Annotated in this window: 23 protein-coding genes; 15 read left to right on the forward strand and 8 right to left on the reverse strand. The window is 62.6% G+C overall.

All coding sequences use genetic code 11. The features are described from left to right. Positions 1-473: 473 nt before the first annotated feature. The 4 genes from rpsT to AB4Z43_RS20205 form a co-directional block, all read right to left on the reverse strand. A complete protein-coding gene (gene rpsT / locus AB4Z43_RS20190; protein WP_019863090.1) occupies positions 474-740 on the reverse strand; it encodes a 30S ribosomal protein S20 in 267 nt (88 codons plus the stop codon). A 181-nt stretch (positions 741-921) separates the two neighbouring features. After that, the gene (locus AB4Z43_RS20195) at positions 922-1,695 is read right to left on the reverse strand and encodes an enoyl-CoA hydratase (protein ID WP_019863091.1); all 774 of its coding nucleotides are present in this window, start codon (positions 1,693-1,695) and stop codon (positions 922-924) included. Between the two features lie 31 nt (positions 1,696-1,726). Beyond that, on the reverse strand, positions 1,727-2,617 hold the full coding sequence (gene mutM, locus AB4Z43_RS20200; protein ID WP_019863092.1) for a bifunctional DNA-formamidopyrimidine glycosylase/DNA-(apurinic or apyrimidinic site) lyase: 891 nt from the start codon (positions 2,615-2,617) through the stop codon (positions 1,727-1,729). After that, entirely contained in the window at positions 2,610-3,851 is a 1,242-nt protein-coding gene (locus AB4Z43_RS20205) for a phosphopentomutase (protein ID WP_064984634.1), read from the reverse strand. Before AB4Z43_RS20205 ends, mutM begins: the two co-directional genes overlap by 8 nt. Positions 3,852-4,128: 277 nt before the next feature. On the opposite strand from AB4Z43_RS20205, the gene AB4Z43_RS20210 reads away from it, so the two are divergent. Next, positions 4,129-5,052, forward strand: coding sequence for a phosphate/phosphite/phosphonate ABC transporter substrate-binding protein (locus tag AB4Z43_RS20210; RefSeq protein WP_441938827.1), 924 nt, complete (start codon positions 4,129-4,131; stop codon positions 5,050-5,052). A gap of 6 nt (positions 5,053-5,058) precedes the next feature. Here the strand turns inward: AB4Z43_RS20210 and AB4Z43_RS20215 are convergent, their stop codons facing one another. From AB4Z43_RS20215 to AB4Z43_RS20225, 3 genes are all read right to left on the reverse strand, one after another. Continuing rightward, a complete protein-coding gene (locus AB4Z43_RS20215) occupies positions 5,059-5,682 on the reverse strand; it encodes a TadE/TadG family type IV pilus assembly protein (RefSeq protein WP_038644392.1) in 624 nt (207 codons plus the stop codon). Positions 5,683-5,716: 34 nt separating this feature from the next. Beyond that, positions 5,717-6,307, reverse strand: coding sequence for a TadE/TadG family type IV pilus assembly protein (locus AB4Z43_RS20220; protein ID WP_019863096.1), 591 nt, complete (start codon positions 6,305-6,307; stop codon positions 5,717-5,719). Between the two features lie 139 nt (positions 6,308-6,446). Next, positions 6,447-6,869 carry a pilus assembly protein N-terminal domain-containing protein gene (locus tag AB4Z43_RS20225; protein WP_019863097.1) on the reverse strand — a complete coding sequence of 141 codons (423 nt, stop codon included), beginning with the start codon at positions 6,867-6,869 and terminating at the stop codon, positions 6,447-6,449. A gap of 356 nt (positions 6,870-7,225) precedes the next feature. On the opposite strand from AB4Z43_RS20225, the gene AB4Z43_RS20230 reads away from it, so the two are divergent. The 9 genes from AB4Z43_RS20230 (at position 7,226) to AB4Z43_RS20270 (ending at position 16,339) form a co-directional block, all read left to right on the forward strand. Continuing rightward, positions 7,226-7,402 (forward strand): Flp family type IVb pilin, encoded by a 177-nt coding sequence (locus tag AB4Z43_RS20230; RefSeq protein ID WP_019863098.1) that lies wholly within the window; start codon positions 7,226-7,228, stop codon positions 7,400-7,402. A gap of 177 nt (positions 7,403-7,579) precedes the next feature. After that, positions 7,580-8,098 carry an A24 family peptidase gene (locus tag AB4Z43_RS20235; protein WP_027047727.1) on the forward strand — a complete coding sequence of 173 codons (519 nt, stop codon included), beginning with the start codon at positions 7,580-7,582 and terminating at the stop codon, positions 8,096-8,098. A gap of 215 nt (positions 8,099-8,313) precedes the next feature. Next, a complete protein-coding gene (gene cpaB, locus AB4Z43_RS20240; protein WP_010913352.1) occupies positions 8,314-9,129 on the forward strand; it encodes a Flp pilus assembly protein CpaB in 816 nt (271 codons plus the stop codon). After that, positions 9,126-10,652, forward strand: coding sequence for a type II and III secretion system protein family protein (locus tag AB4Z43_RS20245; protein ID WP_027047728.1), 1,527 nt, complete (start codon positions 9,126-9,128; stop codon positions 10,650-10,652). Before cpaB ends, AB4Z43_RS20245 begins: the two co-directional genes overlap by 4 nt. 14 nt (positions 10,653-10,666) lie before the next feature. Next, positions 10,667-11,404 carry a CpaD family pilus assembly protein gene (locus AB4Z43_RS20250; protein ID WP_027047729.1) on the forward strand — a complete coding sequence of 246 codons (738 nt, stop codon included), beginning with the start codon at positions 10,667-10,669 and terminating at the stop codon, positions 11,402-11,404. Positions 11,405-11,462: 58 nt separating this feature from the next. Then, positions 11,463-12,746 (forward strand): AAA family ATPase, encoded by a 1,284-nt coding sequence (locus tag AB4Z43_RS20255; protein WP_441938828.1) that lies wholly within the window; start codon positions 11,463-11,465, stop codon positions 12,744-12,746. A gap of 24 nt (positions 12,747-12,770) precedes the next feature. After that, a complete protein-coding gene (locus AB4Z43_RS20260; RefSeq protein ID WP_441938806.1) occupies positions 12,771-14,273 on the forward strand; it encodes a CpaF family protein in 1,503 nt (500 codons plus the stop codon). Positions 14,274-14,296: 23 nt separating this feature from the next. Next, positions 14,297-15,310 (forward strand): type II secretion system F family protein, encoded by a 1,014-nt coding sequence (locus tag AB4Z43_RS20265; protein ID WP_019863104.1) that lies wholly within the window; start codon positions 14,297-14,299, stop codon positions 15,308-15,310. A gap of 9 nt (positions 15,311-15,319) precedes the next feature. Next, entirely contained in the window at positions 15,320-16,339 is a 1,020-nt protein-coding gene (locus AB4Z43_RS20270) for a type II secretion system F family protein (RefSeq protein ID WP_019863105.1), read from the forward strand. Positions 16,340-16,427: 88 nt separating this feature from the next. On the opposite strand, the gene AB4Z43_RS20275 is transcribed toward AB4Z43_RS20270, so the two are convergent. Further along, complete coding sequence (locus AB4Z43_RS20275) at positions 16,428-17,249, reverse strand: tetratricopeptide repeat protein (protein WP_038644404.1); 822 nt, start codon at positions 17,247-17,249, stop codon at positions 16,428-16,430. Between the two features lie 131 nt (positions 17,250-17,380). Here AB4Z43_RS20275 and AB4Z43_RS20280 point away from each other — a divergent pair, with 131 nt between their 5' ends. The 5 genes from AB4Z43_RS20280 to pdeM all read left to right on the forward strand — a co-directional run bounded on the left by AB4Z43_RS20280 (position 17,381) and on the right by pdeM (position 23,415). Further along, complete coding sequence (locus AB4Z43_RS20280; protein ID WP_083246535.1) at positions 17,381-18,745, forward strand: leucyl aminopeptidase family protein; 1,365 nt, start codon at positions 17,381-17,383, stop codon at positions 18,743-18,745. 72 nt (positions 18,746-18,817) lie between these two features. Next, positions 18,818-19,168, forward strand: coding sequence for a MarR family winged helix-turn-helix transcriptional regulator (locus tag AB4Z43_RS20285; RefSeq protein ID WP_010913361.1), 351 nt, complete (start codon positions 18,818-18,820; stop codon positions 19,166-19,168). A gap of 31 nt (positions 19,169-19,199) precedes the next feature. Further along, positions 19,200-20,060 (forward strand): C40 family peptidase, encoded by an 861-nt coding sequence (locus AB4Z43_RS20290; protein ID WP_441938807.1) that lies wholly within the window; start codon positions 19,200-19,202, stop codon positions 20,058-20,060. Positions 20,061-20,167: 107 nt separating this feature from the next. Beyond that, complete coding sequence (locus AB4Z43_RS20295; RefSeq protein WP_441938808.1) at positions 20,168-22,702, forward strand: ligase-associated DNA damage response DEXH box helicase; 2,535 nt, start codon at positions 20,168-20,170, stop codon at positions 22,700-22,702. Next, positions 22,699-23,415 carry a ligase-associated DNA damage response endonuclease PdeM gene (pdeM, locus tag AB4Z43_RS20300; RefSeq protein WP_069090949.1) on the forward strand — a complete coding sequence of 239 codons (717 nt, stop codon included), beginning with the start codon at positions 22,699-22,701 and terminating at the stop codon, positions 23,413-23,415. The genes AB4Z43_RS20295 and pdeM overlap by 4 nt, the downstream gene beginning before the upstream one ends. Positions 23,416-23,417: the final 2 nt, after the last annotated feature.

Genomic DNA, 23,417 nt, shown 5'->3' on the forward strand with positions numbered 1-23,417 from the left:
ACCGAAATCGCTGTGGATAGGGCAAGGCCACGTCTAACGGATTTTTAAGGAATCTGGTTACCTCCGGCGCCTTCGGGCGCCATACCGCAGCTGCGTATTTTGACAAAGCCATTGTGATTCAAACCCTTTTCCGGCGAATATGAAAAAGCCGGGGCGATACGAAATATTCTGAAATAATTCGCTTGACAGGCAGTTGTCCTCCCGTCCCTTTGGGGTGCTGTGGACAGGCTGTGGATGACCGTGAGTAACTATCTGAAAAATATTGCTTATTTATGATAATCGAGAATTTCTAGAGCGGCACTTTTTAAGCATATCAACCATCAGCGGGCATGTATGTGCCGGCAAAGCATTTCGAAGCTTGGAATCCGCCTTGGGCGACGTCTCCGAGCATTCTTTTTAAGTACTTGCCGGCAAACGAAAAAAACCCGGCACAATCGGCCGGGTTTTAGACAAGCTAGTCTGTATAGGCGATGTTAGGCCGACAGCACCTTGAGTCGTGCAGCCAGACGCGAGACCTTGCGGGACGCTGTGTTCTTGTGGATGACGCCTTTGGTTGCGGCACGCATCAATTCCGGCTCGGCGGCCTTGAAGGCGGCCTGCGCGGCAGTCTTGTCACCGGAGGCGAGCGCCTCCTCGACCTGGCGGACATAGGTGCGCACGCGCGAGCGGCGGTTCTTGTTGATCGCTGCGCGGCGGGCGATCTTGCGCGTTGCCTTTTTGGCCGAGGATGTGTTGGCCATGATGCCTCTCTTCTGATCTGGTCGGCGCACGCGGCATGCCGCAGGGCGCAAAAAACAAACGGGCAGCCACAGGGCCGCCTCGGTTGGTGCGGCTTATAGTTCAGCTTTTCCGGCGCGTCAACGCTGCCTGGCGTTCTTTTTGGCCGACGCCACAGGGTTTCGATCGCGGGCGGGCACGGCTCTACCGGTTGGCGAAATTCGGCTTCCGCTTTTCGGCGAAGGCCGCCATGCCTTCCTTCTGGTCTTCGAGCGCGAAAAGCGAGTGGAACAGACGACGTTCGAACCGCAATCCCTCGGCCAGCGTCGTCTCATAGGAACGGTTGACGGCTTCCTTCGCCATCATCACCGACGGAAGCGAGAAGTCGGCGATCTTGGCCGCCGCCTTGACCACCTCCTCGACAAGCTCGGCGGCGGGCACGACCCGCGACACCAGGCCTGAGCGCTCGGCTTCCGCCGCATCCATCATCCGTCCGGTCAGGCACATGTCCATCGCCTTCGACTTGCCGACAAACCGGGTCAGGCGTTGCGACCCGCCCATGCCGGGAATGACGCCGAGGGTGATTTCGGGCTGGCCGAATTTGGCCGTGTCGGCGGCAATGATGAAGTCGCACATCATTGCCAACTCGCATCCGCCGCCGAGCGCGTAGCCGGCCACCGCGGCGATAACGGGTTTCCGCACCCGCGTCAGCTCTTCCCAGCCGACGAACAGGTCCTGCAGATACGCATCTGCAAAGGAGATTGCCTGCATTTCCTTGATGTCGGCGCCGGCGGCAAAGGCCTTGTCGGAACCTGTAATGACCACGGCGCCGATGCCGGCGTCGGCATCGAAGTCTTTCACGGCTGCGACCAGTTCGGCGAGTAGCTGAAGGTTCAGCGCATTGAGCGCCTTTGGCCGGTTCAGAGTGACCAGTCCGACCTTGCCGCGCGTCTCGGTGATGATCGTTTCATAGGCCATGGCTGCTTCTCCTCGCTCGACCCCGGTCTAACTAGCTCTGACACGTCCGGCAATAGAAGGTCGAGCGTCCGCTCTGCACGACGCGCTCGATATGGCCGCCGCAGCCGGGCTTCGGGCAGGGCTCGCCCTCACGGTCGTAGACGGCGAAGGAATGCTGGAAATAGCCCAGCGATCCATCGGTGTGCATGTAGTCGCGCAGCGAAGACCCGCCGGCGGCGATGGCGTCCGATATGACAGAGCGGATCGCCTCGGCCAGGCGTTCGCTTTGTTGTCTGGCCTTCTTGCCCGGCTTGGCGATGGTGCCCGCCTCGCGCAAGGGCGACAGGCCGGCGCGCCAAAGCGCCTCCGAGACATAAATATTGCCTAGTCCCGCGATCAGCTTCTGGTCAAGAAGTGCTGCCTTCAGCGGCGATCCGCGGCCTTGCAGCAACGAGGCGAGCAGCGCGCCGTCCAGCGTATTGCCCGTTGGCTCGACGCCCAGTCCGGCCAGCATCGGGTGCGTCTCCGGCGATCCTTCCGCAAACAGCATGAAACCGAAGCGGCGCGGGTCGTTGAAGATCACGCGTGACCGGGCGCCGTCGGCACCGACCACATCGAACACGACATGGTCGTGTGCCGTGCTTTTCGAGCGCTCGTGGTGGAACACGCCGGGTGTCTCGCCGTCGTCGCCGGTCTCGATGCGAAAGGAGCCCGACATGCCGAGATGGCAGATCAGCACCGGGCCGTCCTGCACATGCATGGTCAGATATTTGGCCCGGCGGCCGAGTGCAGTGATGGTCCTGCCGGTCAGCCTTTCCGAAAACCGTTCGGGAAAGGGAAACCGCAGGTCTGGCCGACGCGCCTCGACCCTGGTCAGACGGGCACCTTCCAGGACCGGCTGCAGGCCACGCCGGACCGTTTCGACTTCGGGCAATTCAGGCATGGCCGCCAATCATCGCATGGAAAGAAGTGCCGTGGCGGCCAGGCGCCAGCCCGAGGTGTTCGGCGACGGTTTCGCCGATATCGGCGAAGGTCGTTCTCAGTCCGATGTCGCCACCTGCCAGACCCGGTCCCATGCCGATCACCGGGATGCGTTCACGCGTGTGATCGGTCCCTCGCCAGGTCGGATCATTGCCGTGGTCGGCCGTCAGGATGAGCAGGTCGCCCTGCCGCAGCTTGGCGAATGCTTCCGGCAGCCGTCGGTCGAAGGCCTCGAGCGCGGCGGCATAGCCGGCGACGTCGCGGCGATGGCCGAATTCGGTGTCGAAATCGACGAAATTGGCGAAAACGAGATCGCCGTCGCCGGCATCGTCCATCGCACCGAGCGCCTTGTCGAACATGGCCATGTTGCCGGCAGCCTTGCGCACTTCCGAAATCCCGCGATGGGCGAAGATGTCGCCGATCTTGCCGACGGCGATGACGCGGCTTCCCCGCGCCGTCAGCCGGTCAAGCAAGGTCGGCTCCGGCGGTGGCACGGCATAGTCATGGCGGTTGTAGGTCCGCTGGAAGGTGGCGGCGGTCTCGCCGACGAACGGCCGTGCGATCACGCGTCCGATTCTGAGCGGATCAACCAGCCGGCGCACCACCTGACAGAATTCATAAAGCCGATCCAACCCGAAATGAACTTCATGCGCGGCGATCTGCAGGACCGAGTCGACGGAGGTGTAGCAGATCGGCTTGCCGGTACGGATGTGTTCCTCGCCGAACCGTTCGATGATCTCGGTGCCCGGCGCATGGCAGTTGCCGAGAATGCCTGGCACCTCGCCCTCGCGGATCATCGCCGCGGTCAGATCTGCCGGAAAGGCGGGAACCGTATCCGGAAAGTAACCCCAGTCGAAACGCACCGGCAGCCCGGCGATCTCCCAGTGGCCGGAGGGCGTGTCCTTGCCGCTCGAAACTTCCTGTGCCGCGCCATGGAAGGCGTTGGCGACCAGATCCGTCCCGAAATGGGCAAAACCCAACCCTGTCGCCGTCTCCGCTGCCTTGCCAAGCCCGAGCGACGCCATATGCGGGACGAACAGCGGCCCTTGCCGAAGCCGCTCGCGATCCGCGCGCCCTTCGGCGCAAGCTTCGGCGATATGCGCAAGCGTGTTGGCGCCGGCGTCGCCATAGCGTTCGGCGTCGGCCGCACCGCCGATGCCGAAAGAGTCCAGGACGAAGAGGAAAGCGCGCGCCATCGGGTCATTGTTGCCAGTTTGGACGCCCAGACATAGGGTTCCAAGGCGGCATTGGCAATTCGGAAACCAAACGGCAACGGCTTGGCGCGATAGTCCTGTCCATGTCGCCCGAAAGTGCGCAGCGGTTTTGGGTCAACGACATGGACAAACCAAGAGAGCATGTCGCCCATAAGTGCGCGCAGGTTTGGGGCAACGACGGCAGGCCCAATCCGACATGTAAAGCGTCACGACGCACGGGCTTGGGCATGGATCGAAGGAAATGCAGGACGGTCTTGTCATGAACGCCGCGCTGAAGACATGTGCTGCCCTTGTGGTTATGCACGGCGCGCTCTGCTGTGGTCCGGCGCGGGCCGACTGGCGCGACGATATCGGCACATTCCGCATTGGCATCGTCGCCGAGCCCGGCGCCGGCAACACCGTTCCGGGACTGGCGCTGCTGACGCAATCCTTTACCAACGCCCTTGGCATGAAGGTGGAGTTCGTCGTTGCGCGCGATTACGCGGCACTGATCGAGGCGCAGGCCAACGCCCGGATCGAGTATGCCATCTATTCGACGACGGCCTACGCGACGGCGCTGCAGCGTTGCGGATGTGTCGAACCGCTTGTGGCTCCGGTCGATTCCGATGGTGCGGCCGGCATCCGCTCCGTGCTGTTGACCCGGGACGGCAAGCTGTCCGGCCTGGCGGCGATGGAGACGCACCGGATCGCCATGCCGCCGCCGGACAGTGTCGGGGGCTCGCTTTTGCCGCTGACAGAGCTGGCCGCCGAACACGCTGAGATTGCGGACGATGCCCCGTTTCTCATCCATACCGATACGGCGTCCGCGGCGGAAACCATGCTTGTCGACGGCCGGGCCGACGCCACGTTCGGCTGGGTGAGGGCCGCGGCCGACGGCCAGCCGCTGCTATCCGGTGGCACGCAGGCCAGGCTCGAAGCGGCCGGCCTTTCGCCATCGGCCCTCCAGGTCGTGTGGATGTCGAGCCTGCTGAGATACGGTCCCCATGCCGTGCGCAGCGATCTCGACCCGGAAGCCAGGCGCCGGCTGACCGTGTTTCTCACCAACCTCAAATCGACGACGCCGGATGTCTACGATCTCCTGGAATCGAAGCACTCCGGCGGCTTTCTGACCGTGGCCCGAAAGGATTATGCGACGGCCGAGGCCATCGTGCGCCTGGTGTCGGCCGATGGTGGCCGGCAGTAAAAGGCTTCAGCAATCGCCGCAGGGGATGGTCAGGCTTCTGCGCGGACGCAGATAGTAGGTCTCGCCCATCGGGATCGTGGTGGTGAGGGATTTGGTCAGCCCAAGCTTTTGTTGGGTGTCCGTCGTCCAGCCTATGATCGGCGTATAGCTCAGATTGCTGTCCACGCGGATGAGAAAGGTGCCGGCCACCTTGAGCGTTGCCGGAACCGTTGTGGCCGTGCCCGCGGCGGCCGCGGCACTATAGACGCCAGTGTCAACCTTGCGCGACCACACGACCAGGACCTTGGGCGGTGTATCGGTGGTGACCTGTATTGCCGTGATGGTGATGTTCGGGGTCGAGCGGTTGTAGGGCTGAATGGTCGAGGTGCCGATTTTCATGATGGCGTCGAGATCCGCCTTGACGATGGTCGGCTGCTGCGTGACGAGATCGGCAACCATGCTGCCGATGCGGCTGACCTTCTTGCTGGTCTCGATGGCCTGCGAAGCCTCCATGGTCATGAAATACATGACCAGCAGAATCGGAACGATAAGAGCGAACTCGACCGCCGCGATGCCCTTGCGGTTAGACCAGAATCCGATCGCCCTGCTCCAGGACTCCGCAATTTTCAGATGTGCCCCCGCACGCATCATGGCATTTGCCTTTTTCTTGTTGGTAGTTCCGAACTCAATTGTCGAACGGCTCGTTCTGCCAGGTCACCGACGCAAAATGCAGCGTCCTGCCACCACTCAGATTGGCCATCGACTTGGCCATCAGATCGGTCATGACAGGCCATTTATAGAAGACCCGCAGCATGTTCTTCGATTCCGCCAGGCCAGGCGTGTTTGCGAAAGTCTGTGAGTTCGTGCCTTGCATCAGCACGACATCGCCGTTCTGAATCTTGAAGGTCGCGGTGGCCGCGTCCGCGAAGGTCGGATACTCGCGAAGGTCCACCAGCAGCTGTTGCGGGCAATCCGTGGAGACGATGATCTGCAGCCTGCCGCAGATCAGGGTCGTCAATTTGCTCCCGGCGACATCGGCCGGCCGCAGCTGGCCCGTGCGCAACTGACGCGCGACATCGTCGGTGATGTTGGCCATCACTTCCTGGCCGGCGAACGAGATGCAGCTTTCAAGGATGGCGAATACGAGGAGGGCGAACGGCAATGCAAGTATCGAGAATTCGATGGCCGTGCTGCCACGGCGATTGCGAACGAAGCGCGTCAGAAACCCGGCGCGCTCCGCCTTGTGCTGATCTGTCGAGCTGAATTCGTTGCCCATGTCCTGTTCCTGCCACCCCTGGACGGTTCCGACAGGTGTATTAGCGCAAACCAATTGAGGCCCGGTTTGAATGATCGTTAAAGTCGGCGCGGGCGCCTTAACCGGCCGGTAACCTGGACAGGCTGGTGGGGCGCGCAGCCTACTTGCTTGCGCTCATCTCGGCCTCGGAGGATTTTTCAGCCTCGCTCTTGTAGGAGCTTTCGCAATAGGGCGTGCACGACATGGTCTGGACCTCGGCACGCCGGTAAATGCGAACCGACGAGGCCGCCTGCCGCACGACGGTAACCTGCGCGTCGACGATCGGGCTGCCCTCCTGGTCGAGAACGACGAGATTGGTGACACCGAAACCCTTGCCGGTGAGCACGATCGTGGAGGCGTCCTGGACGGAGGCATCGGCGATGGCCGGGTTGCCGACGACGATCGTGTCGGCGGGACGCGACAACTTCACGATCTTGGCCTGATTCATCGTCACTTCGATATCGGCGGCGGCCATGGCTGGCGTGATCAAGCTCGTGGCGGCAAGAAGCACGGCAATCAGGATTGAGGATCTCTGCACGGCCATCGATGCGCTCCCGCAAGCAAACTGTTCAACGGAACATGAACGAGATTGGTGAACCAACGGTTAAGTCCGCTTGCCGACGCCGGATGTGACGATCGGCGTGGCTGTTCACATGGCCGGATCCGCGCCGGTCGCAAGCTTTGCCAAAGCCCTTGCCTTTTGCGGCATTGGCTTGGGAAACAGTACATTAGCCAGCGCTTAGCGTCGGGTTAACCACGCGCTCCGTTCGAGCCAGGAAAGGAATCGGTAAGGCTGTTTATTAAGCCGATCGAAAGAGCTTCTCCCTAGATTGGCAGCATCCGATCAACCATCACAGAAGTTGACGGAAGTGCTGTAACACGTGGAGTAGGAGCTCTCGAATGTCTAACCTTTTTGCACGTTTCGTGAAGGACGAATCCGGCGCGACCGCTATCGAATATGGTCTGATCGCCGCCCTCATCGCGCTCGCCATCATCACCGGCGCCGGCGCCCTCGGCAATGCAATCAATGCCAAGTTCTCCAACATCGGCAACACCCTGAACTCCAGCGGCAGCTAATCCGCTTATTGCTGAACGTTCAGATTGTCTTTCTGACAGGGGCCGCCCATATGGGCGGCCCCTGTTTATTGTTGCTTGTCGAAGTCGCGGCCGACAGAGCCGCGTGTTCATCCAGACCTCATCAATCGTTAATCGATCCATTCTAGATTGAGCCCGTGAACAATAGGCATGGCGCCGATGCTTGAAGCCCTGATCTTCGTCGTCTTTCCGTTCTGCATGCTGTTTGCAGCGATCTCCGACATGCTGTCGATGACAATTGCCAATCGCGTGTCGGTGCTGCTTGTCGTCGTGTTCGCGCTGGTCGCGCCGCTGACGGGTATGGAATGGGCAGCCTATGGCTGGCATTTCGCCGCCGGCGCCTTGGTCCTTGCCGTGACGTTCGGCCTGTTCGCGATGGGTGGCATGGGAGGCGGCGACGCCAAGCTGCTGGCCGCAACGGCCGTGTGGATGGGGTTGAACATCCAGCTCGTCCAATACCTTGTGGTCTCGACACTCATCGGCGGCCTGCTGACGATCGCCATCCTGCTGTACCGGAAGTCGCCGCTGGCGGTTATGACGGGCCGCAATCCCTTCCTGCGCCATTTCGCGGAAGAGTCGGTCGGGATTCCCTACGGGATCGCGCTCGGCCTTGGCGGGCTGCTGACCTATCCGGATTCGCCTTTGATGGTGTGGGCGCTGGCCAGGCTTGCAAGCTAAACGCGATCTGTTTTCCATTTCCCCGACCGCATTGCCAGGCCGGCTTTGAAATGAGCCTTGGCCAGGCCCCTTGAATCCGTGGCGGCACGATCCAGCTAATTTATGTAAACCTTAAATTAATCACGATCGTAAGCATTACATTAACCTTGTTTTGACGATTGCCGCTGCAAAGTCCGGCTTGGCTACGTGGTTTGCCAAGGGCGAGGTTCGGACAGATGCCAGCATCCCGACTTATTATTCTGAGCGTGGCGGTGGCCGCGGCGGGTGGCGCTGGCTATGTCGCGAAGAACATGGTCGCAGCGCCGCCGCCACAGATCGTGGTCGATTCCGGCCCCCAAGCTCCCGCCGTGCCCCTGCAGGACGTGCTTGTGCTCTCGGGCGATGTCGCGATGGGCAACGCGCTTCAGAACAACATTTCCTGGCAATCCTGGCCGGCCGACGGCGTCAACGCGAATTTCATCACCAAGGCCAATGCTCCCGACGCCCTGGAGAAATTGAAGGGATCGATCGCCCGTGTGCCGATGTATGCCGGTGAGCCGGTGCGGCGTTCCAAGCTGATCGGCGAGGGGCAGAGCTTCATGTCGTCCATCCTGCCCTCCGGGATGCGGGCGGTCGCTACGACCATCTCGGCCGACACTTCGGCCGGCGGCTTCATCCTTCCCAACGATTTCGTCGACGTCATCATGACCCGCAGGGCGGATGCCAACAGCGGCAGCACCGGCTTCAACACCGAAACCATCCTCAAGAACATCCGCGTCCTGGCAATCGACCAGACGATCCAGGAAGACGAGGAGGGCAAGAAGACCAGGGTGGGCCAGACCGCCACGCTGGAGCTGACGCCCAAGCAGGCGGAGATCATCACCGTCGCCCAGCAGATGGCGGATCGCCTGACGCTGGCCTTGCGCGCGGTCGCGGACACCCAGGAAAAGAATGTGGGCGAGGCCGACTATCTCGTTTCCGGCAATGGCCGCAAGGGAACGGTGAGACTGATCAAGTCGGGCGAAGTCTCCGAAGTAGGGGCAAGGAAATGAGGCTAAGCGGTAAACTGCCGGCAATCGCAGCCGCGGCATTGGGCCTGCTGCTCGTCGGAACGAATGTGCAGGGCGTCGTCGAGGCGAAGAGCACGCAGGTATCGGCCACGACAGCCACGCAGCGCGTCAAGCTCGGCCTCAACAAATCGGTGGTCATCGACCTGCCGAGCGATGCCTACGACATTCTCGTCGCCAACCCGACCGTTGCCGATGCGGTGACCCGCACCGCAAGGCGTATCTATCTGTTCGGCAAATCGGTCGGCGAGACCAACATTTTCGTCTTCGGTCCGAACGGCGAACAGATCGCCAGCCTGGACCTGGCAGTCGAACGCGACGTCGCCGGCCTGGAGGACTATATCAAGCGTTTCCTTCCGACCTCGGACGTCAAGGTGGAACTGCTGAACGACAACGTCGTCTTGACCGGAATGGTCGATACACCGTTGGACGCGAAGCGGGCGGTCGACCTGGCGACGATCTTCGTCTCCGGCGGTGAAGCAACGACCGGACAGTATTCGCAGACCGCGGCCGGCGGCTCGGCCCAGGGCGGCGTCGACATCAACAACCCCGACCAGGAACGACGCGTCTCGAAGATCGTCAATCTTCTGCAGATCATCGGCGACGACCAGGTCACGCTCAAGGTGACCGTCGCTGAAGTCAGCCGCTCCGTGATGAAGCAGCTCGGCGTCAACATGATCGCCAGCGGCAACAGCAACGGTATCAGCTGGAATGCGCTGGGCTCGCAGAATTACGGCTTGGGCAAACCGCTATCGCAGTACTCAGGCTTTGGCCTCGGCAACCCAGGCTCGCCCTTTCAGGCCTACATAAATGCGATGGAACAGTCGGGAGTCATGAAAACCCTGGCTGAACCGACGCTGACGGCGGTCTCGGGTGAGAAGGCGACATTCAAGGTCGGCGGTGAGTTCAACATCATTACCCAGCGCTCACAGAACGTTTCACAGCAGAACCAGACAGGTCAGATTACGTACACCAACCAGCAGATCGAATACGGCATTGGCCTCGAGTTCCAGCCAGTCGTGCTGTCGGCCGGCCGGATCAGCCTCAAGGTCAGGACCTCGGTGTCGGAGCCAACGACGGAAGGCGCCACCACCGTCGAAGGCGCGGGCAACTTGCCTGGAACCACATTGTTGTCGATCCGCAAGCGCCTGGCAGACACAACGGTCGAGTTGCCTTCCGGCGGCTCCATGATGATTGCGGGTCTGGTCCGAGACGACGTGCGACAAGCGGTCTCCGGACTGCCAGGTCTCGCCAAGATCCCGGTCCTTGGCACCCTGTTCCGCAGCCGGGACTTCGTGCGCAACGAAAGCGAGCTGGTGATTTTCATCACGCCCTATCTGGCGAAGCCGGTGGCACGCAACGATCTCGCCAAGCCGGACGACAATTTCAACCCTGCCAGCGACGGCGCCGCCAACTTCCTTGGCAAGGTCAATCGCGTCTACGGCACCATGCAGACCGATAAGCCCAACGGCCGTTACCACGGCGTTGTCGGCTACATCTACAAGTGAATGGGGAAGCCGACATGTCTCAGTCAGCGTTGAAGACAAGGACCATCGCCACGACGATGCGCGCCAGCCATTCGCGGACCGGCCTGCGGGTGCTGCCGGTTCTGGCGGCAGCGATGACCGCCCTGCTGGCCGGGTGCGCCCAGCGCGACAGCATCACCGTCGGCGCCATTCCGGACGACTATCGCACCAACCATCCGATCGTCATCGCGGAGAAGAACCAGAAGATCGACCTGCCTGTCGGCGCCGGCGACCGCGGCATGACCGGTTCGCAGCGCGACACGCTGCTGGGTTTCCTTGACGGCTATGACAAGAGTGCCGCTCCGTCATTGACCATCCAGATTCCGAGCGGATCGGCCAACGAGGTTGCCGCGACGGCGGCCGGCCGTGATTTCGCCAGGCTCGCGGTCGCCAGCGGTATCAAACGCAACCGCATCGTCGTCACCTCCTACCAGGCCGGATCGAGTGAGGCATCGGCTCCGGTTCGCGTCTCCTATATCGCAGTGAGGGCGCAGACCGACAAATGCGGGCGCTGGCCCGATGATCTGCTCGAGACGTCGGAAAACAAGCATTATGCCGACTTCGGCTGCTCCTATCAGAACAATCTCGCTGCCCAGATGGCCAACCCGGGTGATCTGCTCGGGCCGCGCAAACAGAGCACCATCGACGCGGAAAATCGCGGCGCGGTGATCGATGTCTACCGCGCCAGGGGCATTTCGGGTGAATTCCTGGGCAATTCAGAAGTGACCTACTAAGCCACCTTCGGGAAAGAGACGCCACGGAAAGAAAAAGGCCACGGAAAAGAGCATGACCATGAGCAATCTTGCCTATGACGCCACCGTGGACGGCGGTGATACATCGCCGCAGGACATCGCCGCGATGCAGGCGTTGCGGCCGGTTCCGCGCATCTCGATCCAGGCATTCTGCGAGACCGAGGGCGTTGCCAATCCGGTCGAGCGCGCCGGCGAGGACCGCCGTATGACCAAGGCCCATCTCAAGGTCCATATGGGCGGCATTCCCACGGCGATCGAGTTCTACCAGTCGGCGCCGACCCCTAACCTGATCCTGCTGGAGTCACGCAGCGAACCCAAGCAATTGCTGGAGCAACTCGCCCAGCTCTCTGAATACTGCGATCCATCCTCGAAAGTGGTGGTGATCGGCCATTACAATGATGTCGGTCTCTATCGCGAACTCATCCGCTCCGGCATCTCCGAATATGTCATCGCGCCCGTTTCGATGGCCGACATCGTCAGTGTCGTGTCGTCGATTTTCGTCGATCCGGAGGCTGAACCGATCGGCCGTTCGATCGCCTTTGTCGGCGCCAAGGGCGGTGTGGGCTCTTCGACCATCGCCCACAATGTCGCCTGGGCAATGTCCTCCCTGTTCAAATCCGAGGTCGTCGTCGCCGACCTCGATCTCGCCTTCGGCACGGCCAACATCAATTTCGACCAGGATCCGGCCCAGGGCATTGCCGAAGCGGTGTTCTCACCCGAACGCGTCGACGAAGTCTATCTCGACCGGCTGCTGACGCAGTGCGCCGAGCATTTGTCGTTGCTCGCCGCGCCCTCGACGCTGGAACGCGTCTACGACTTCGATCCCGATGCCTTTGCGCAGCTTGTCGATACCGCGCAGCGCAGCGTGCCGCTTCTGGTCCTGGACGTCCCCCATGTCTGGACGGGCTGGGCCAAGAACACGCTGGTCAAGGCCGACGAGATCGTCATCACGGCGACCCCGGAACTGGCCAATCTGCGCAACACCAAGAACATGGTCGACATGCTCAAGCGGCTTCGCCCCAACGACCCGCCGCCGAAGCTGATCATCAACCAGGCCGGCGTTCCCAAGCGGCCGGAAATTTCGCCGTCCGATTTCGCCGAGCCGCTCGGCCTGACGCCGATGTCGGTCATCGGCTTCGATCCATTGCTGTTCGGCAATGCCGCCAACAACGGGCGGATGCTCGGCGAGATGGACGCCAAGAACCCGGTTGTCGCGATCATCAACGAGATTGCGCACGTGCTGACCGGGCGAAGCGAAATCCGCACGAAAAAGAAGGCTGGCCTGGGCAGTCTGCTCGGCAAGCTCTCGCGCAACAGGAAGTGACGTTTTTGGAACCGGTAGTCGATCATGTTCGGTAAAAGAGGCAACGACGACGGCAACCGGTTCACGCCGGAATTCCGCCAGCCGGCACCGGCCGCGCCGCCGCCCGCGGGTTCGACGGATACGGCGGTTCTTGCCCGGCCCGCGGCACCGCTGCAGCCAAGCGCGCCTGTGGCGCCGCCGGCTCGCCGCGCCGTCGAGGCGCCGCCGATCGCGCCGGAGGCGAAGCGGCCCCAGCGCGAAAAGAGCGAAACCTATTACGACACCAAGAGCCAGGTTTTCTCGGCGCTCATCGACACGATCGACCTGTCGCAGCTGGCCAAGCTCGACCCGGAGACAGCGCGCGAGGAAATCCGCGACATCGTCAACGACATCATCGCGATCAAGAATTTCGCAATGTCGATCGCCGAGCAGGAGGAATTGCTCGAGGACATCTGTAACGACGTGCTTGGTTACGGGCCGCTCGAGCCATTGCTCGCCCGCGACGACATCGCCGACATCATGGTCAACGGCTCCAAGAACGTCTACATCGAAGTCAATGGCAAGGTCGAGCAGACCGGCATTCGCTTTCGTGACAACCAGCAGCTTCTCAACATCTGCCAGCGCATTGTCAGTCAGGTCGGTCGCCGCGTCGATGAATCCAGCCCGATCTGCGACGCCCGCCTTCCCGACGGCTCTCGCGTCAACGTCATCGCTCCGCCGCTCGCCATCGACGGCACCGCACTCACCATCCGCAAATTCAAGAAGGACAAGCTGACGCTCGATCAGCTGGTCAAGTTCGGTGCCATCTCGCCGCAGGGCGCCGAAGTCCTCAAGATCATCGGTCGTGTTCGCTGCAACATCGTCATCTCGGGCGGCACCGGCTCCGGCAAGACGACTCTGCTCAACTGCCTCACCAACTACATCGACCGCGACGAGCGCGTCATCACCTGCGAGGACTCGGCCGAACTGCAACTGCAGCAGCCGCATGTCGTACGTCTGGAAACCCGCCCGCCCAACCTCGAAGGTGAAGGCGAGGTAACGATGCGCGACCTGGTCAAGAACTGCCTGCGTATGCGGCCCGAGCGCATCATCGTTGGCGAGGTGCGCGGACCCGAAGTGTTCGATCTTCTGCAGGCGATGAACACCGGCCATGACGGCTCGATGGGAACGATCCACTCGAACAGCCCGCGCGAATGCCTGAATCGTATCGAATCCATGATCGCCATGGGCGGTTATTCGCTGCCGCAGAAAACCGTGCGTGAAATCGTCGTCGGCTCCATCGACGTGATCATCCAGGCGGCGCGTCTGCGCGACGGATCGCGCCGCATCACTCACATCACCGAGGTGATCGGGATGGAAGGCGACGTCATCATCACGCAGGACATCGTCCTCTACAACATCAAGGGCGAGGACGCCAACGGCAGGCTGCTGGGCGAGCATGTCTCGACCGGCATCGGCCGCCCGCATTTCTGGGACAGGGCTCGCTACTACGGCGAGGAGCAGCGCCTCGCCGTTGCGCTCGAGGCAATGGAGAAACGCGCTGACTGACGCGGCGTTGAGGGTTCTGGTCGATGTTTGGAATTGACGGCACCGTATTGGCGTTTGTCGTGCTCGCCGGCTTCAGCGCCGGCGCGGTCGCCTATGCATTCCTGTTCAACCAGATCAGCAATGAGAAGCAGGCTGGCAAGCGGCTGGAGACGATCAAGGCCGCGGAGACGGACCGGTCGGTTGTCAAGGCCTCCCGCGACCGCGCGACGGATGCGGCCAAGCGTCGGAAATCCGTGCAGGATTCGCTGAAGGAACTCGACGAGAAGCAGAAGACCAAGGACAGCGCCATCAAGAAGCCGCCGCTGAAGGCGCAACTCCGGCAGGCCGGGATGAAGGTCCCAATCGAGCGTTTCTACATTTATTCCGCCATATGCGGTCTCGCGCTGACGGTGGTCGCATTCGTGGCCGGCGCGCCGATGCTTGTCTTGCCCGGCGTGCTGTTGGCCGGCGCGCTCGGCCTGCCGCGCTGGTTCGTATCGTTTCGCCGCGCGCGCCGGGTCAAGGCATTCCTCAACGAATTTCCAAACGCACTCGACATCATCGTGCGCGCGGTCAAGTCCGGCCTGCCGCTGAACGATGCCGTGCGCCTCATCGCCAACGAATCCCCCGAGCCGGTGAAGGCGGAGTTTCGCCGCATCGTTGATTCGCAGCAGATGGGCATTTCGATCCCCGATGCGACCTTGCGTATGCCCGAAACCATGCCGTGCACAGAGGCGAGTTTCTTCGGCATCGTCATCCAGATCCAGTCGCAGGCCGGCGGCAATCTGTCCGAGGCGCTGGGCAACCTTTCACGCGTGCTTCGTGATCGCAAGAAGATGAAAGCCAAGGTGCAGGCGCTGTCCATGGAGGCGAAGGCGTCCGCTGCCATCATCGGCGCGCTGCCCTTCATCGTTGCTTTTCTCGTCTATCTTTCCAGCCCCGACTATCTGATGCCGCTGTTCAACACCAGCGTTGGCAATCTGATACTGGGTTGTGCCGCTGTCTGGATGTCGATCGGCATCCTGGTCATGCGCAAGATGATGAACTTTGAAGTCTAGGGCCGCGGCATGACCGAACAAGTCATCAAATCACTGACGGACCCCAGCCTGCTGATCGCGCTGCTGGTCGCCATCGCCGTGTTCGCGACGGTCTTTACATTGCTGCCGGCATTCGGCGGAAACCAGCTCAAGTCGCGCATGAAGTCGGTCGCGCTGGAGCGCGACGAGCTTCGCGCCAAGCAGCGCGCGCGGCTTGCGAGCGAGGCCGATCGCCGCCGCAAGGGCCTGCGCGAGCAACAGTCGGTCGGCATGCGCAACATCGTCGATCGGCTCGACCTGCGGCGCGCGCTGGCCGACGAGAGCACCTTGCAGAAGCTCAAGGTCGCCGGCTTTCGCGGACAGAACCCGCTGACGCGTTTCCTCTTCTTTCGCCTCGTTCTGCCTTTTGTCGGCTTCGCGCTGGGGCTGGTCTACATATTCGTGCTCGGAGGATTGCCCGACAAACCCCTGGTCATCCGGCTGTTCGTATGCATCCTGGTCGCCTATGGCGGCTTCTACGCGCCGGTCGTCTATGTCAACAACCGCGCCACCAAGCGCAAGCAGTCGATCCAGATGGCGTGGCCGGATGCGTTGGACCTGATGCTGATCTGCGTGGAGTCGGGCATGTCGGTGGAAGCCGCGCTCCGCAAAGTCGCCGACGAGATCGGCGCGCAGTCGGTGGCTCTGGCGGAAGAATTCATCCTGACCAACGCCGAGCTCTCCTATCTGCAGGAACGCAAGCAGGCCTATGAGAATCTTGCGAACCGTACCGGTCTGGAATCGGTCAAATCGGTGTCGCAGGCGCTCGTCCAGGCCGAACGCTACGGCACGCCGGTGGCGCACGCATTGCGCGTGCTTGCCGCCGAAAGCCGGGACCAGCGCATGAACGCCGCCGAAAAGAAGGCCGCAGCCCTGCCGCCCAAGCTCACCGTGCCGATGATCCTGTTCTTCCTGCCTGTGCTTTTCGCCATCATCCTGGGCCCTGCCGGCATCCAGGTCAGCCAGCGCGGCATCTTCGGCACCGATCATCCGTCATCATCGGCCAAGTAGCCGCGGGGCACGCGGAGATAAACGAAGAAGCCGCGCTGAGCTCAGCGCGGCTTCTTCGTTCAATTGGGACCTTTGCAGATCGTCGCCCTCAGTTGGTTGCAGGCTTCGCCTTGTCCTGATCCTTGAGCTGTCCCCAGGCATTCTGTTGCGCAAGCATCTGCCTGAGATAGGCGACATTGGCCTGTGCCTGCTCGGGCGAGAGCTCCTGCGAGGCGATCTTCTCGGCTTCGTCGAAGCGGCCCTGCAGGCCGACGACCAGCGCCAGGTTCTGGCGCACGCGGCTGTCGGCGTTGGGCTGCTGGGCGGCCGAACGCATATAGGTTTCCGCGGTGCGCAGATCCCCTTCCAGCACATAGGACATGCCCAGATTGGAGAGAACCGAGGGGTCGTTCGGCTTGAGTTCGAGCGCCTTGCGGTAGAGCTGGCGTGCATCGTCCTTCTGGCCGAGCTGGTCAAGGATGGCCGCTTCCGCCGACACCAGCTTCCAGTCGGGATATTCCGGCGTCTGTGCGCGGCGCACGGCGTCGAGCGCTGCCTCGAGCTGGCCATTGGCGGCCAGCGCCTTGCCATAGGCGGCGAGCACGTCGCGGTCCTTGGGATAGGCGATCGCCAGTTTGCGCATCACGGCCAGCGACTGGTCGGCATCGCCGTCCATCTGCAGCGCGGCCGCGAAGTTGGTTGCGATTCGCTTGTCGTTGGGATTCTTTGAGTAGGATTGGCCGAGAGCGGCCGTGGCATTGTGCACTTCTCCCGCCGACATGCTCTCCAGCGGCTTGCCGCTGGTACGTTCGATCGAGCCGGTAGTCATCCTGCTGGTTCCGCATCCGGCGACGCCCGCGGCGAGCGCCAGCATGAGGGCGGTGGTGGCGAGCCGTTTTCCTCTGGCATTCACTGTGCGGTTGGTCGGCATCGACACCTAAGCCTCCATTCATGCGCGCGGCCATAGCGTGGCCATCTTCCCTCCCGCAGAAATATTCTGTTAACCCTAACGGAGAGTTAAGAAACGCCGACTCGCGAAGGGTCGGCAGGAGAGAACATCGAATGCCTGTCGAACTCGTCGAGACGAAATTGCAAGGTGCGCTGCCGGTGCATCTGGTGGCCCGTGACGGCCTGGAGGCCGCGGGCCTTGCGCCATTTGCTGTCGCCTGGGCCAAGGCCAACGGCTTTTCCGGCGAGGCAGGCAGGACGCTCGCCGTGCCCGGCGAAAACGGCGCACTTGCCGGCGCCCTGTTCGGCACAGGCGACGGGGAAGGCGCACTCGCGCTCGGTGCACTGTCGAAAACCCTGCCGGAAGGGGATTGGCATTTCGCCTCCATTCCTGCCGAGCCGGAACTCGCGGCAATCGCGCTGGCGCTCGGCGGCTATGTCTTTACCCGTTACGGCAAGAAGCCGGGCAAGGCGCTGCGTTTCGACGTGCCGGCCGGCGTCGACGCGGCGCGCGTTCGCCGCATCGCCGATGGCGTCTTCCTGGCCCGCGATCTGGTCAACACACCGACCAGCGACATGGGACCGGATGATCTGGAGAAGGCGGTGCGCACCCTGGCCGCGGCTCACAAGGCCGAAGTCTCCGTCATCAAGGGCGACGAGCTGCTGACTCAGAACTTCCCGATGATCCACGCCGTCGGCCGTGCTTCGACCGGCGCGCCGCGTCTGATCGACATGATCTGGGGGCAACCGGGCGCGCCGAAGGTTACGCTGGTCGGCAAGGGCGTCTGCTTCGACACAGGCGGTCTCGACATCAAGCCGTCATCCGGCATGCTCTTGATGAAGAAGGACATGGGCGGCGCCGCCAATGTGCTTGGCCTGGCCTCGATGATCATGGCCGCCGGGTTGAACGTGCGGCTGCGCGTGCTGATACCCGCGGTCGAGAACTCGATCGCCGGCAACGCTTTTCGACCCGGCGACGTGCTGGCGAGCCGCAAGGGCATCACTGTCGAGATCGGCAATACCGACGCCGAAGGCAGGCTCGTGCTCGGCGACGCGCTGGCGCTGGCCGATGACGAGGAACCGCAGCTGCTGGTCGACATGGCGACGCTGACCGGAGCGGCCCGTGTCGCGCTTGGCCCCGATCTGCCGCCTTTCTATACCGGCGACGAGGCGCTGGCCTCGGACCTCGCCGAGGCATCGCTGGCGGTCGAGGATCCGCTGTGGCGCTTGCCGCTGTGGCGGCCCTACGATGCGAAACTGTCGTCGAAGATCGCCGACATCAACAATGTCACCACGGACGGTTTCGCCGGTTCGATCACGGCGGCACTGTTCCTCAAGCGCTTTGTCGAGAAGACGGCGAGCTGGGCGCATTTCGACATCTTTGCCTGGAACCCCGCCGACCGTGCGCATGGGCCTGCCGGCGGCGAGGCACAAGGCATTCGCGCCTTGGAGCGGATCATCTCGACACGCTTTGGCTGAAGGCGGGAAGCAGAGCCGGCAAATCGCTGAAACTGAAACGGAACCGAAACAATTTGCCGTCATGCTGGCGCGATGTCGATTGCGATGCGCCCGAGCCAGGCCTTGCGACTGTGGCAGCAAGTCATGCTGTCGCAGGTGCGCGACGATGCGCCCGACCTGACCATGCGCCAGACGGCGATCCTGTTCACCATCTATCTCGATCCGCCGCCGCACACGGTGCGCGGGCTGGCCGCCCGCCTCAATGTCACCAAGCCGGTGATCACGCGCGCGCTCGACACCATGGGCGCGCTGAAGCTGGTGTCGCGCCATCGCGACGAACTCGACAAGCGCAACGTGCTGATCAAGCGCACGGTCGAGGGCGCGCTCTTTGTCGAGCGCTTCGGCGATGGTATCATCGCCAGGGCTCACGAACTGCCCATCTGACCGTTTTGCCCATACAGCAGGGTTACCGATTTTGACTGCTCACGATGCCCGTCTCCACGCCTTCCGTTCCGACCTTGCCGACGCAAGGCTGAAAGGCGAGGTTTCTGCCGACCGTTTTGTCGCCGGCCGGCCGGCGCGGATTTCGGCCTCGGTGGCAGACATCCGCAAGGCGCCGCGTGCGGATGCCGGCGTCAACACGCAAGCTCTGTTCGGCGACGATGTGCTGGTTTTCGAGGATGCCGAAGGCTGGGCCTGGATCCAGGCCGAACGCGACGGCTATGTCGGCTATGTCGCCAACACCATGCTGGGCGGGCGCGACCATGCGCCCACCCATATCGTCTCGGTGCCCCGCACCTTTCTCTATCCCGGTCCGGATCTGCGCTTTCCGATCGCGGGACAGCTGTCGATGGGGTCGACGGTGACGGTGACGGGCGCCGCCGAGACGCGCGGCACACATTATGCTGTCCTGCCATCGGGCGAAGCGATCATCGCGGGTCACCTCAGGCCAATCGGCGAAATTGCCGCCGACTATGTCGCGGTTGCCGAGACGTTTCTTGGCACACCCTATCTGTGGGGCGGCACATCCGGCTTCGGCATCGATTGTTCCGGCCTGGTGCAGCTGGCGATGCGCATGGCGGGCAAAAACGTGCTGCGCGATTCCGACATGCAGGCGGCAAGCATCGGCGAGCCGCTCGAGCCGGGTCCGGACTATGCCGGGTTGCGCAGGGGCGATCTCGTCTTCTGGAAAGGCCATGTCGCTGCCATGACCGACGCTGAGACCATGATCCACGCCAACGGGCACACCATGCTGGTCTCGCGCGAAGGGTTGAAGGACGCCATCGCCCGCATCGGCTACCTCTATGGCGGCCCGACCGGGTTTCGCAGGCCGTAGCACAAGCGCCTGTCCTTCTCCACAGGGGGAGAAGGGAAGAGCTTTCACGATCCCCTTTTGTTCCGATTTTCCTTGGCGATCGCCCGTAGCCGCGCTACCTCTGGCGCGTGACAGTTGAGCCGCGCCTTGCCGAGCAGAATGCCGCCATTGCCCTGCCCGAGCCATTCCTCCGATGGTTCGGCGAGAAAGGCTGGTCGCCGCGCGCACATCAGGTCGAATTGCTGGCGAAGGCTCAAAGCGGCCAATCGGTGCTGCTGATCGCGCCGACCGGAGCCGGCAAGACGCTGGCCGGCTTCCTGCCTTCGCTGACGGAACTGGCGGTCAGGCCGAGGCGAAAGCCGGGGCAGGGACAGCGCGGCATCCACACGCTCTACATCTCGCCGCTCAAGGCGCTGGCCGTCGACATCGAGCGCAATCTCGGCAAGCCGGTCGAGGAGATCGGTCTGCCGATCAGTATCGAGACGCGCACCGGCGACACGCCTTCCCACAAGCGCCAGCGCCAGAAGCTGGTGCCGCCGGATATATTGCTGACCACGCCCGAGCAACTTGCGCTTCTGATTGCTGCAGGCGACGCCCGACGCTTCTTCGAGGATCTGCGCTATGTCGTGCTCGACGAGTTGCATTCGCTTGTAACCTCGAAACGCGGCCATCTCTTGGCGCTCGGCCTGGCGCGGCTGCGCAACTACGTGCCCGGCCTGCAGACCATCGGCCTGTCGGCGACGGTGGCCGAGCCGGACGAGTTGCGGCGCTGGCTGGTCAGCCAGAATCCACTAGGAGACATGTCCGAACTGATTGTGGTCACAGGGGGAGCTAAACCCGAAATCTCCATTCTCGATTCCGAAGAGCGTGTACCGTGGGCGGGGCATTCGGCGCGCTATGCCACGCCGGAGATCTACCGCGAGATCAAGCGCCACAAGACGACCCTGCTGTTCGTCAACACCCGCAGCCAGGCGGAACTGCTTTTCCAGGAATTGTGGCGGGTCAACGAGGACACCTTGCCGATCGCGCTTCATCACGGCTCTCTCGATGTCGGCCAGCGGCGGCGTGTCGAGAAGGCGATGGGCGAGAACGCGCTGCGTGCCATTGTCGCGACATCGACGCTCGATCTCGGCATCGACTGGGGCGATGTCGATCTGGTCGTGCATGTCGGCGCGCCGAAGGGGGCGAGCCGGCTGGCGCAGCGCATCGGCCGTGCCAACCACCGGATGGACGAACCGTCCAAGGCGATCTTGATCCCTGCCAACCGTTTCGAGGTGCTCGAATGCCGGGCTGCCCTCGATGCCAACTATCTTGGCGCGCAGGACACGCCGCCGCTGGTCGATGGCGGCCTCGATGTGCTGGCGCAACACGTACTCGGCTGCGCCTGCGGCGCACCGTTCCGTGCCGACGATCTTTACGAGGAAGTGCGAGCGGCGGCACCCTACACCAGCCTCGATAGGATTACCTTCGACCGCGTCATCGATTTTGTCGCCACCGGCGGCTATGCGCTGAAGAATTACGAGCGCTATGCTCGTATCCGCCTGAACAAGGACGGGTTGTGGCGCGTCTCCAACCCGCGCGTGGCTCAGCAATATCGGCTGAATGTCGGCACCATCATCGAAGTGCCGGCGCTCAACGTGCGTTACGTCAAAGCAGGCAGCAAAGGCTCGGCTACACGCGGCGGGGCCGTTCTCGGCAAGATCGAGGAGGCCTTCCTCGAAACGCTGACGCATGGCGACACCTTCATGTTCGCCGGCAAGGTGCTGCGCTTCGAAGGCATTCGCGAGAATGAATGCTTCGTGTCGAACGCGCCCGGCAGCGACGCCAAGGTGCCCTACTATGGCGGCGGCAAGTTCCCGCTTTCGACCTACCTTGCCGAGCAGGTCCGCATGATGCTGGACGATCCGCAGCGCTGGAAGAAGCTGCCGGAGCAGGTGGCCGACTGGCTGCGATTCCAGGCCGACAAATCGGTTCTGCCCAAACGCGATGACCTGCTGATCGAGACCTTTCCACGCGGCAACCGCTACTATCTGGTCGCTTATCCCTTTGAGGGCAGGCTGGCCCACCAGACGCTCGGCATGTTGCTTACCCGGCGCCTCGACAGGGCAGGCGCCAGGCCGCTTGGCTTTGTCGCCACCGATTACGCCCTTGCCATATGGTCGCTGGGCGATATGGGCGCGATGTTCAAAGCCAGGAAACCGTCTCTCGGCGCATTGTTCGACGAGGACATGCTGGGCGACGACCTCGAAGCCTGGCTGGCCGACAGCTGGCTTCTCAAGCGCACCTTCCGCAATTGCGCGCTGATTTCGGGACTGATCGAGAAACGCCATCCGGGCCAGGAGAAGAGCGGCCGTCAGGTCACCGTGTCGACCGACCTGATCTACGATGTGCTGCGCAGCCATGAGCCGGACCATATCCTGCTGCAGGCGACACGCTCCGATGCGGCGGCCGGTCTGCTCGATGTCAGCAGACTTGCCGACATGCTCTCGCGCGTCCAGGGTAGAATCATGCATAAGAATCTCGAGCAGATTTCGCCACTAGCCGTGCCGATCATGCTCGAGATCGGCAAGATGCCGGTGAACGGCGAAGCCGATGAAACACTGCTGATGGATGCGGCGACTTTGGTCGAAGAGGCCATGGGGCCGGAAATGAGTGAGGGATGAATTTTTCGCTGGCGCGCACGTCGCTGATTGCCGAGGCCGACATGATAGGCATCGCCGGCGAGCGTGCGGTCTGCGATCCGCGCGGCGTGCTCTATTTTCCCGAGCTCAGGCTGATGACGGTCTCCGACCTGCATCTGGAAAAAGGCTCGTCGCTGGCAAGGCGCGGCGCGCTGATCCCGCCCTATGACACCGGAGCGACCTTGCTCAGACTGCAGGCCGTCATATCCGACTACCAGCCGTCGATCGTCATCAGCCTGGGCGATTCCTTTCACGATGGCGGCGGCGCCGAGCGCATGCATGCGAGTTTTCGCGAGCGGCTGGAAGCGCTGATGGCAGGCCGCGACTGGTTCTGGGTCGCCGGCAACCATGATCCGGAAGCGCCGGCCGATCTGCCCGGTGAAACGGTCCGGGAACTGGCCATAGGCTCGCTGCTGTTCCGGCATGAGCCGTCGAAAGTGCGCGTCGAGGGCGAGATCGCGGGCCATCTGCATCCCTGCGCGCGCATCGTCCAGCGCGGCCGTTCGGTGCGTCGGCGCTGCTTTGCCGGCGATGGCGGCCGCATGATCATGCCGGCCTTCGGCGCCTATACCGGCTCGCTTAACGTGCTCGATCGCGCTTATGCCGGGCTGTTCCGGCTGGAATCGCTGATGGCCTATATGCTTGGCGCCGACCGCATCTTCGCCATCTCCCGCTCGATGCTGCGGCCGGGCTGAGC

Source organism: Mesorhizobium sp. 2RAF45 (assembly GCF_052115225.1).
Lineage (GTDB): Bacteria > Pseudomonadota > Alphaproteobacteria > Rhizobiales > Rhizobiaceae > Mesorhizobium > Mesorhizobium jarvisii.

Bases quoted from the DNA above. Each gene is read 5' to 3' on its own strand.
- rpsT (WP_019863090.1), bottom strand. From the start codon at position 740: ATGGCCAACACATCCTCGGCCAAAAAGGCAACGCGCAAGATCGCCCGC.
- AB4Z43_RS20195 (WP_019863091.1), bottom strand. From the start codon at position 1,695: ATGGCCTATGAAACGATCATCACCGAGACGCGCGGCAAGGTCGGACTG.
- mutM (WP_019863092.1), bottom strand. From the start codon at position 2,617: ATGCCTGAATTGCCCGAAGTCGAAACGGTCCGGCGTGGCCTGCAGCCG.
- AB4Z43_RS20205 (WP_064984634.1), bottom strand. From the start codon at position 3,851: ATGGCGCGCGCTTTCCTCTTCGTCCTGGACTCTTTCGGCATCGGCGGT.
- AB4Z43_RS20210 (WP_441938827.1), top strand. From the start codon at position 4,129: ATGAACGCCGCGCTGAAGACATGTGCTGCCCTTGTGGTTATGCACGGC.
- AB4Z43_RS20215 (WP_038644392.1), bottom strand. From the start codon at position 5,682: ATGATGCGTGCGGGGGCACATCTGAAAATTGCGGAGTCCTGGAGCAGG.
- AB4Z43_RS20220 (WP_019863096.1), bottom strand. From the start codon at position 6,307: ATGGGCAACGAATTCAGCTCGACAGATCAGCACAAGGCGGAGCGCGCC.
- AB4Z43_RS20225 (WP_019863097.1), bottom strand. From the start codon at position 6,869: ATGGCCGTGCAGAGATCCTCAATCCTGATTGCCGTGCTTCTTGCCGCC.
- AB4Z43_RS20230 (WP_019863098.1), top strand. From the start codon at position 7,226: ATGTCTAACCTTTTTGCACGTTTCGTGAAGGACGAATCCGGCGCGACC.
- AB4Z43_RS20235 (WP_027047727.1), top strand. From the start codon at position 7,580: ATGCTTGAAGCCCTGATCTTCGTCGTCTTTCCGTTCTGCATGCTGTTT.
- cpaB (WP_010913352.1), top strand. From the start codon at position 8,314: ATGCCAGCATCCCGACTTATTATTCTGAGCGTGGCGGTGGCCGCGGCG.
- AB4Z43_RS20245 (WP_027047728.1), top strand. From the start codon at position 9,126: ATGAGGCTAAGCGGTAAACTGCCGGCAATCGCAGCCGCGGCATTGGGC.
- AB4Z43_RS20250 (WP_027047729.1), top strand. From the start codon at position 10,667: ATGTCTCAGTCAGCGTTGAAGACAAGGACCATCGCCACGACGATGCGC.
- AB4Z43_RS20255 (WP_441938828.1), top strand. From the start codon at position 11,463: ATGAGCAATCTTGCCTATGACGCCACCGTGGACGGCGGTGATACATCG.
- AB4Z43_RS20260 (WP_441938806.1), top strand. From the start codon at position 12,771: ATGTTCGGTAAAAGAGGCAACGACGACGGCAACCGGTTCACGCCGGAA.
- AB4Z43_RS20265 (WP_019863104.1), top strand. From the start codon at position 14,297: ATGTTTGGAATTGACGGCACCGTATTGGCGTTTGTCGTGCTCGCCGGC.
- AB4Z43_RS20270 (WP_019863105.1), top strand. From the start codon at position 15,320: ATGACCGAACAAGTCATCAAATCACTGACGGACCCCAGCCTGCTGATC.
- AB4Z43_RS20275 (WP_038644404.1), bottom strand. From the start codon at position 17,249: ATGCCGACCAACCGCACAGTGAATGCCAGAGGAAAACGGCTCGCCACC.
- AB4Z43_RS20280 (WP_083246535.1), top strand. From the start codon at position 17,381: ATGCCTGTCGAACTCGTCGAGACGAAATTGCAAGGTGCGCTGCCGGTG.
- AB4Z43_RS20285 (WP_010913361.1), top strand. From the start codon at position 18,818: ATGTCGATTGCGATGCGCCCGAGCCAGGCCTTGCGACTGTGGCAGCAA.
- pdeM (WP_069090949.1), top strand. From the start codon at position 22,699: ATGAATTTTTCGCTGGCGCGCACGTCGCTGATTGCCGAGGCCGACATG.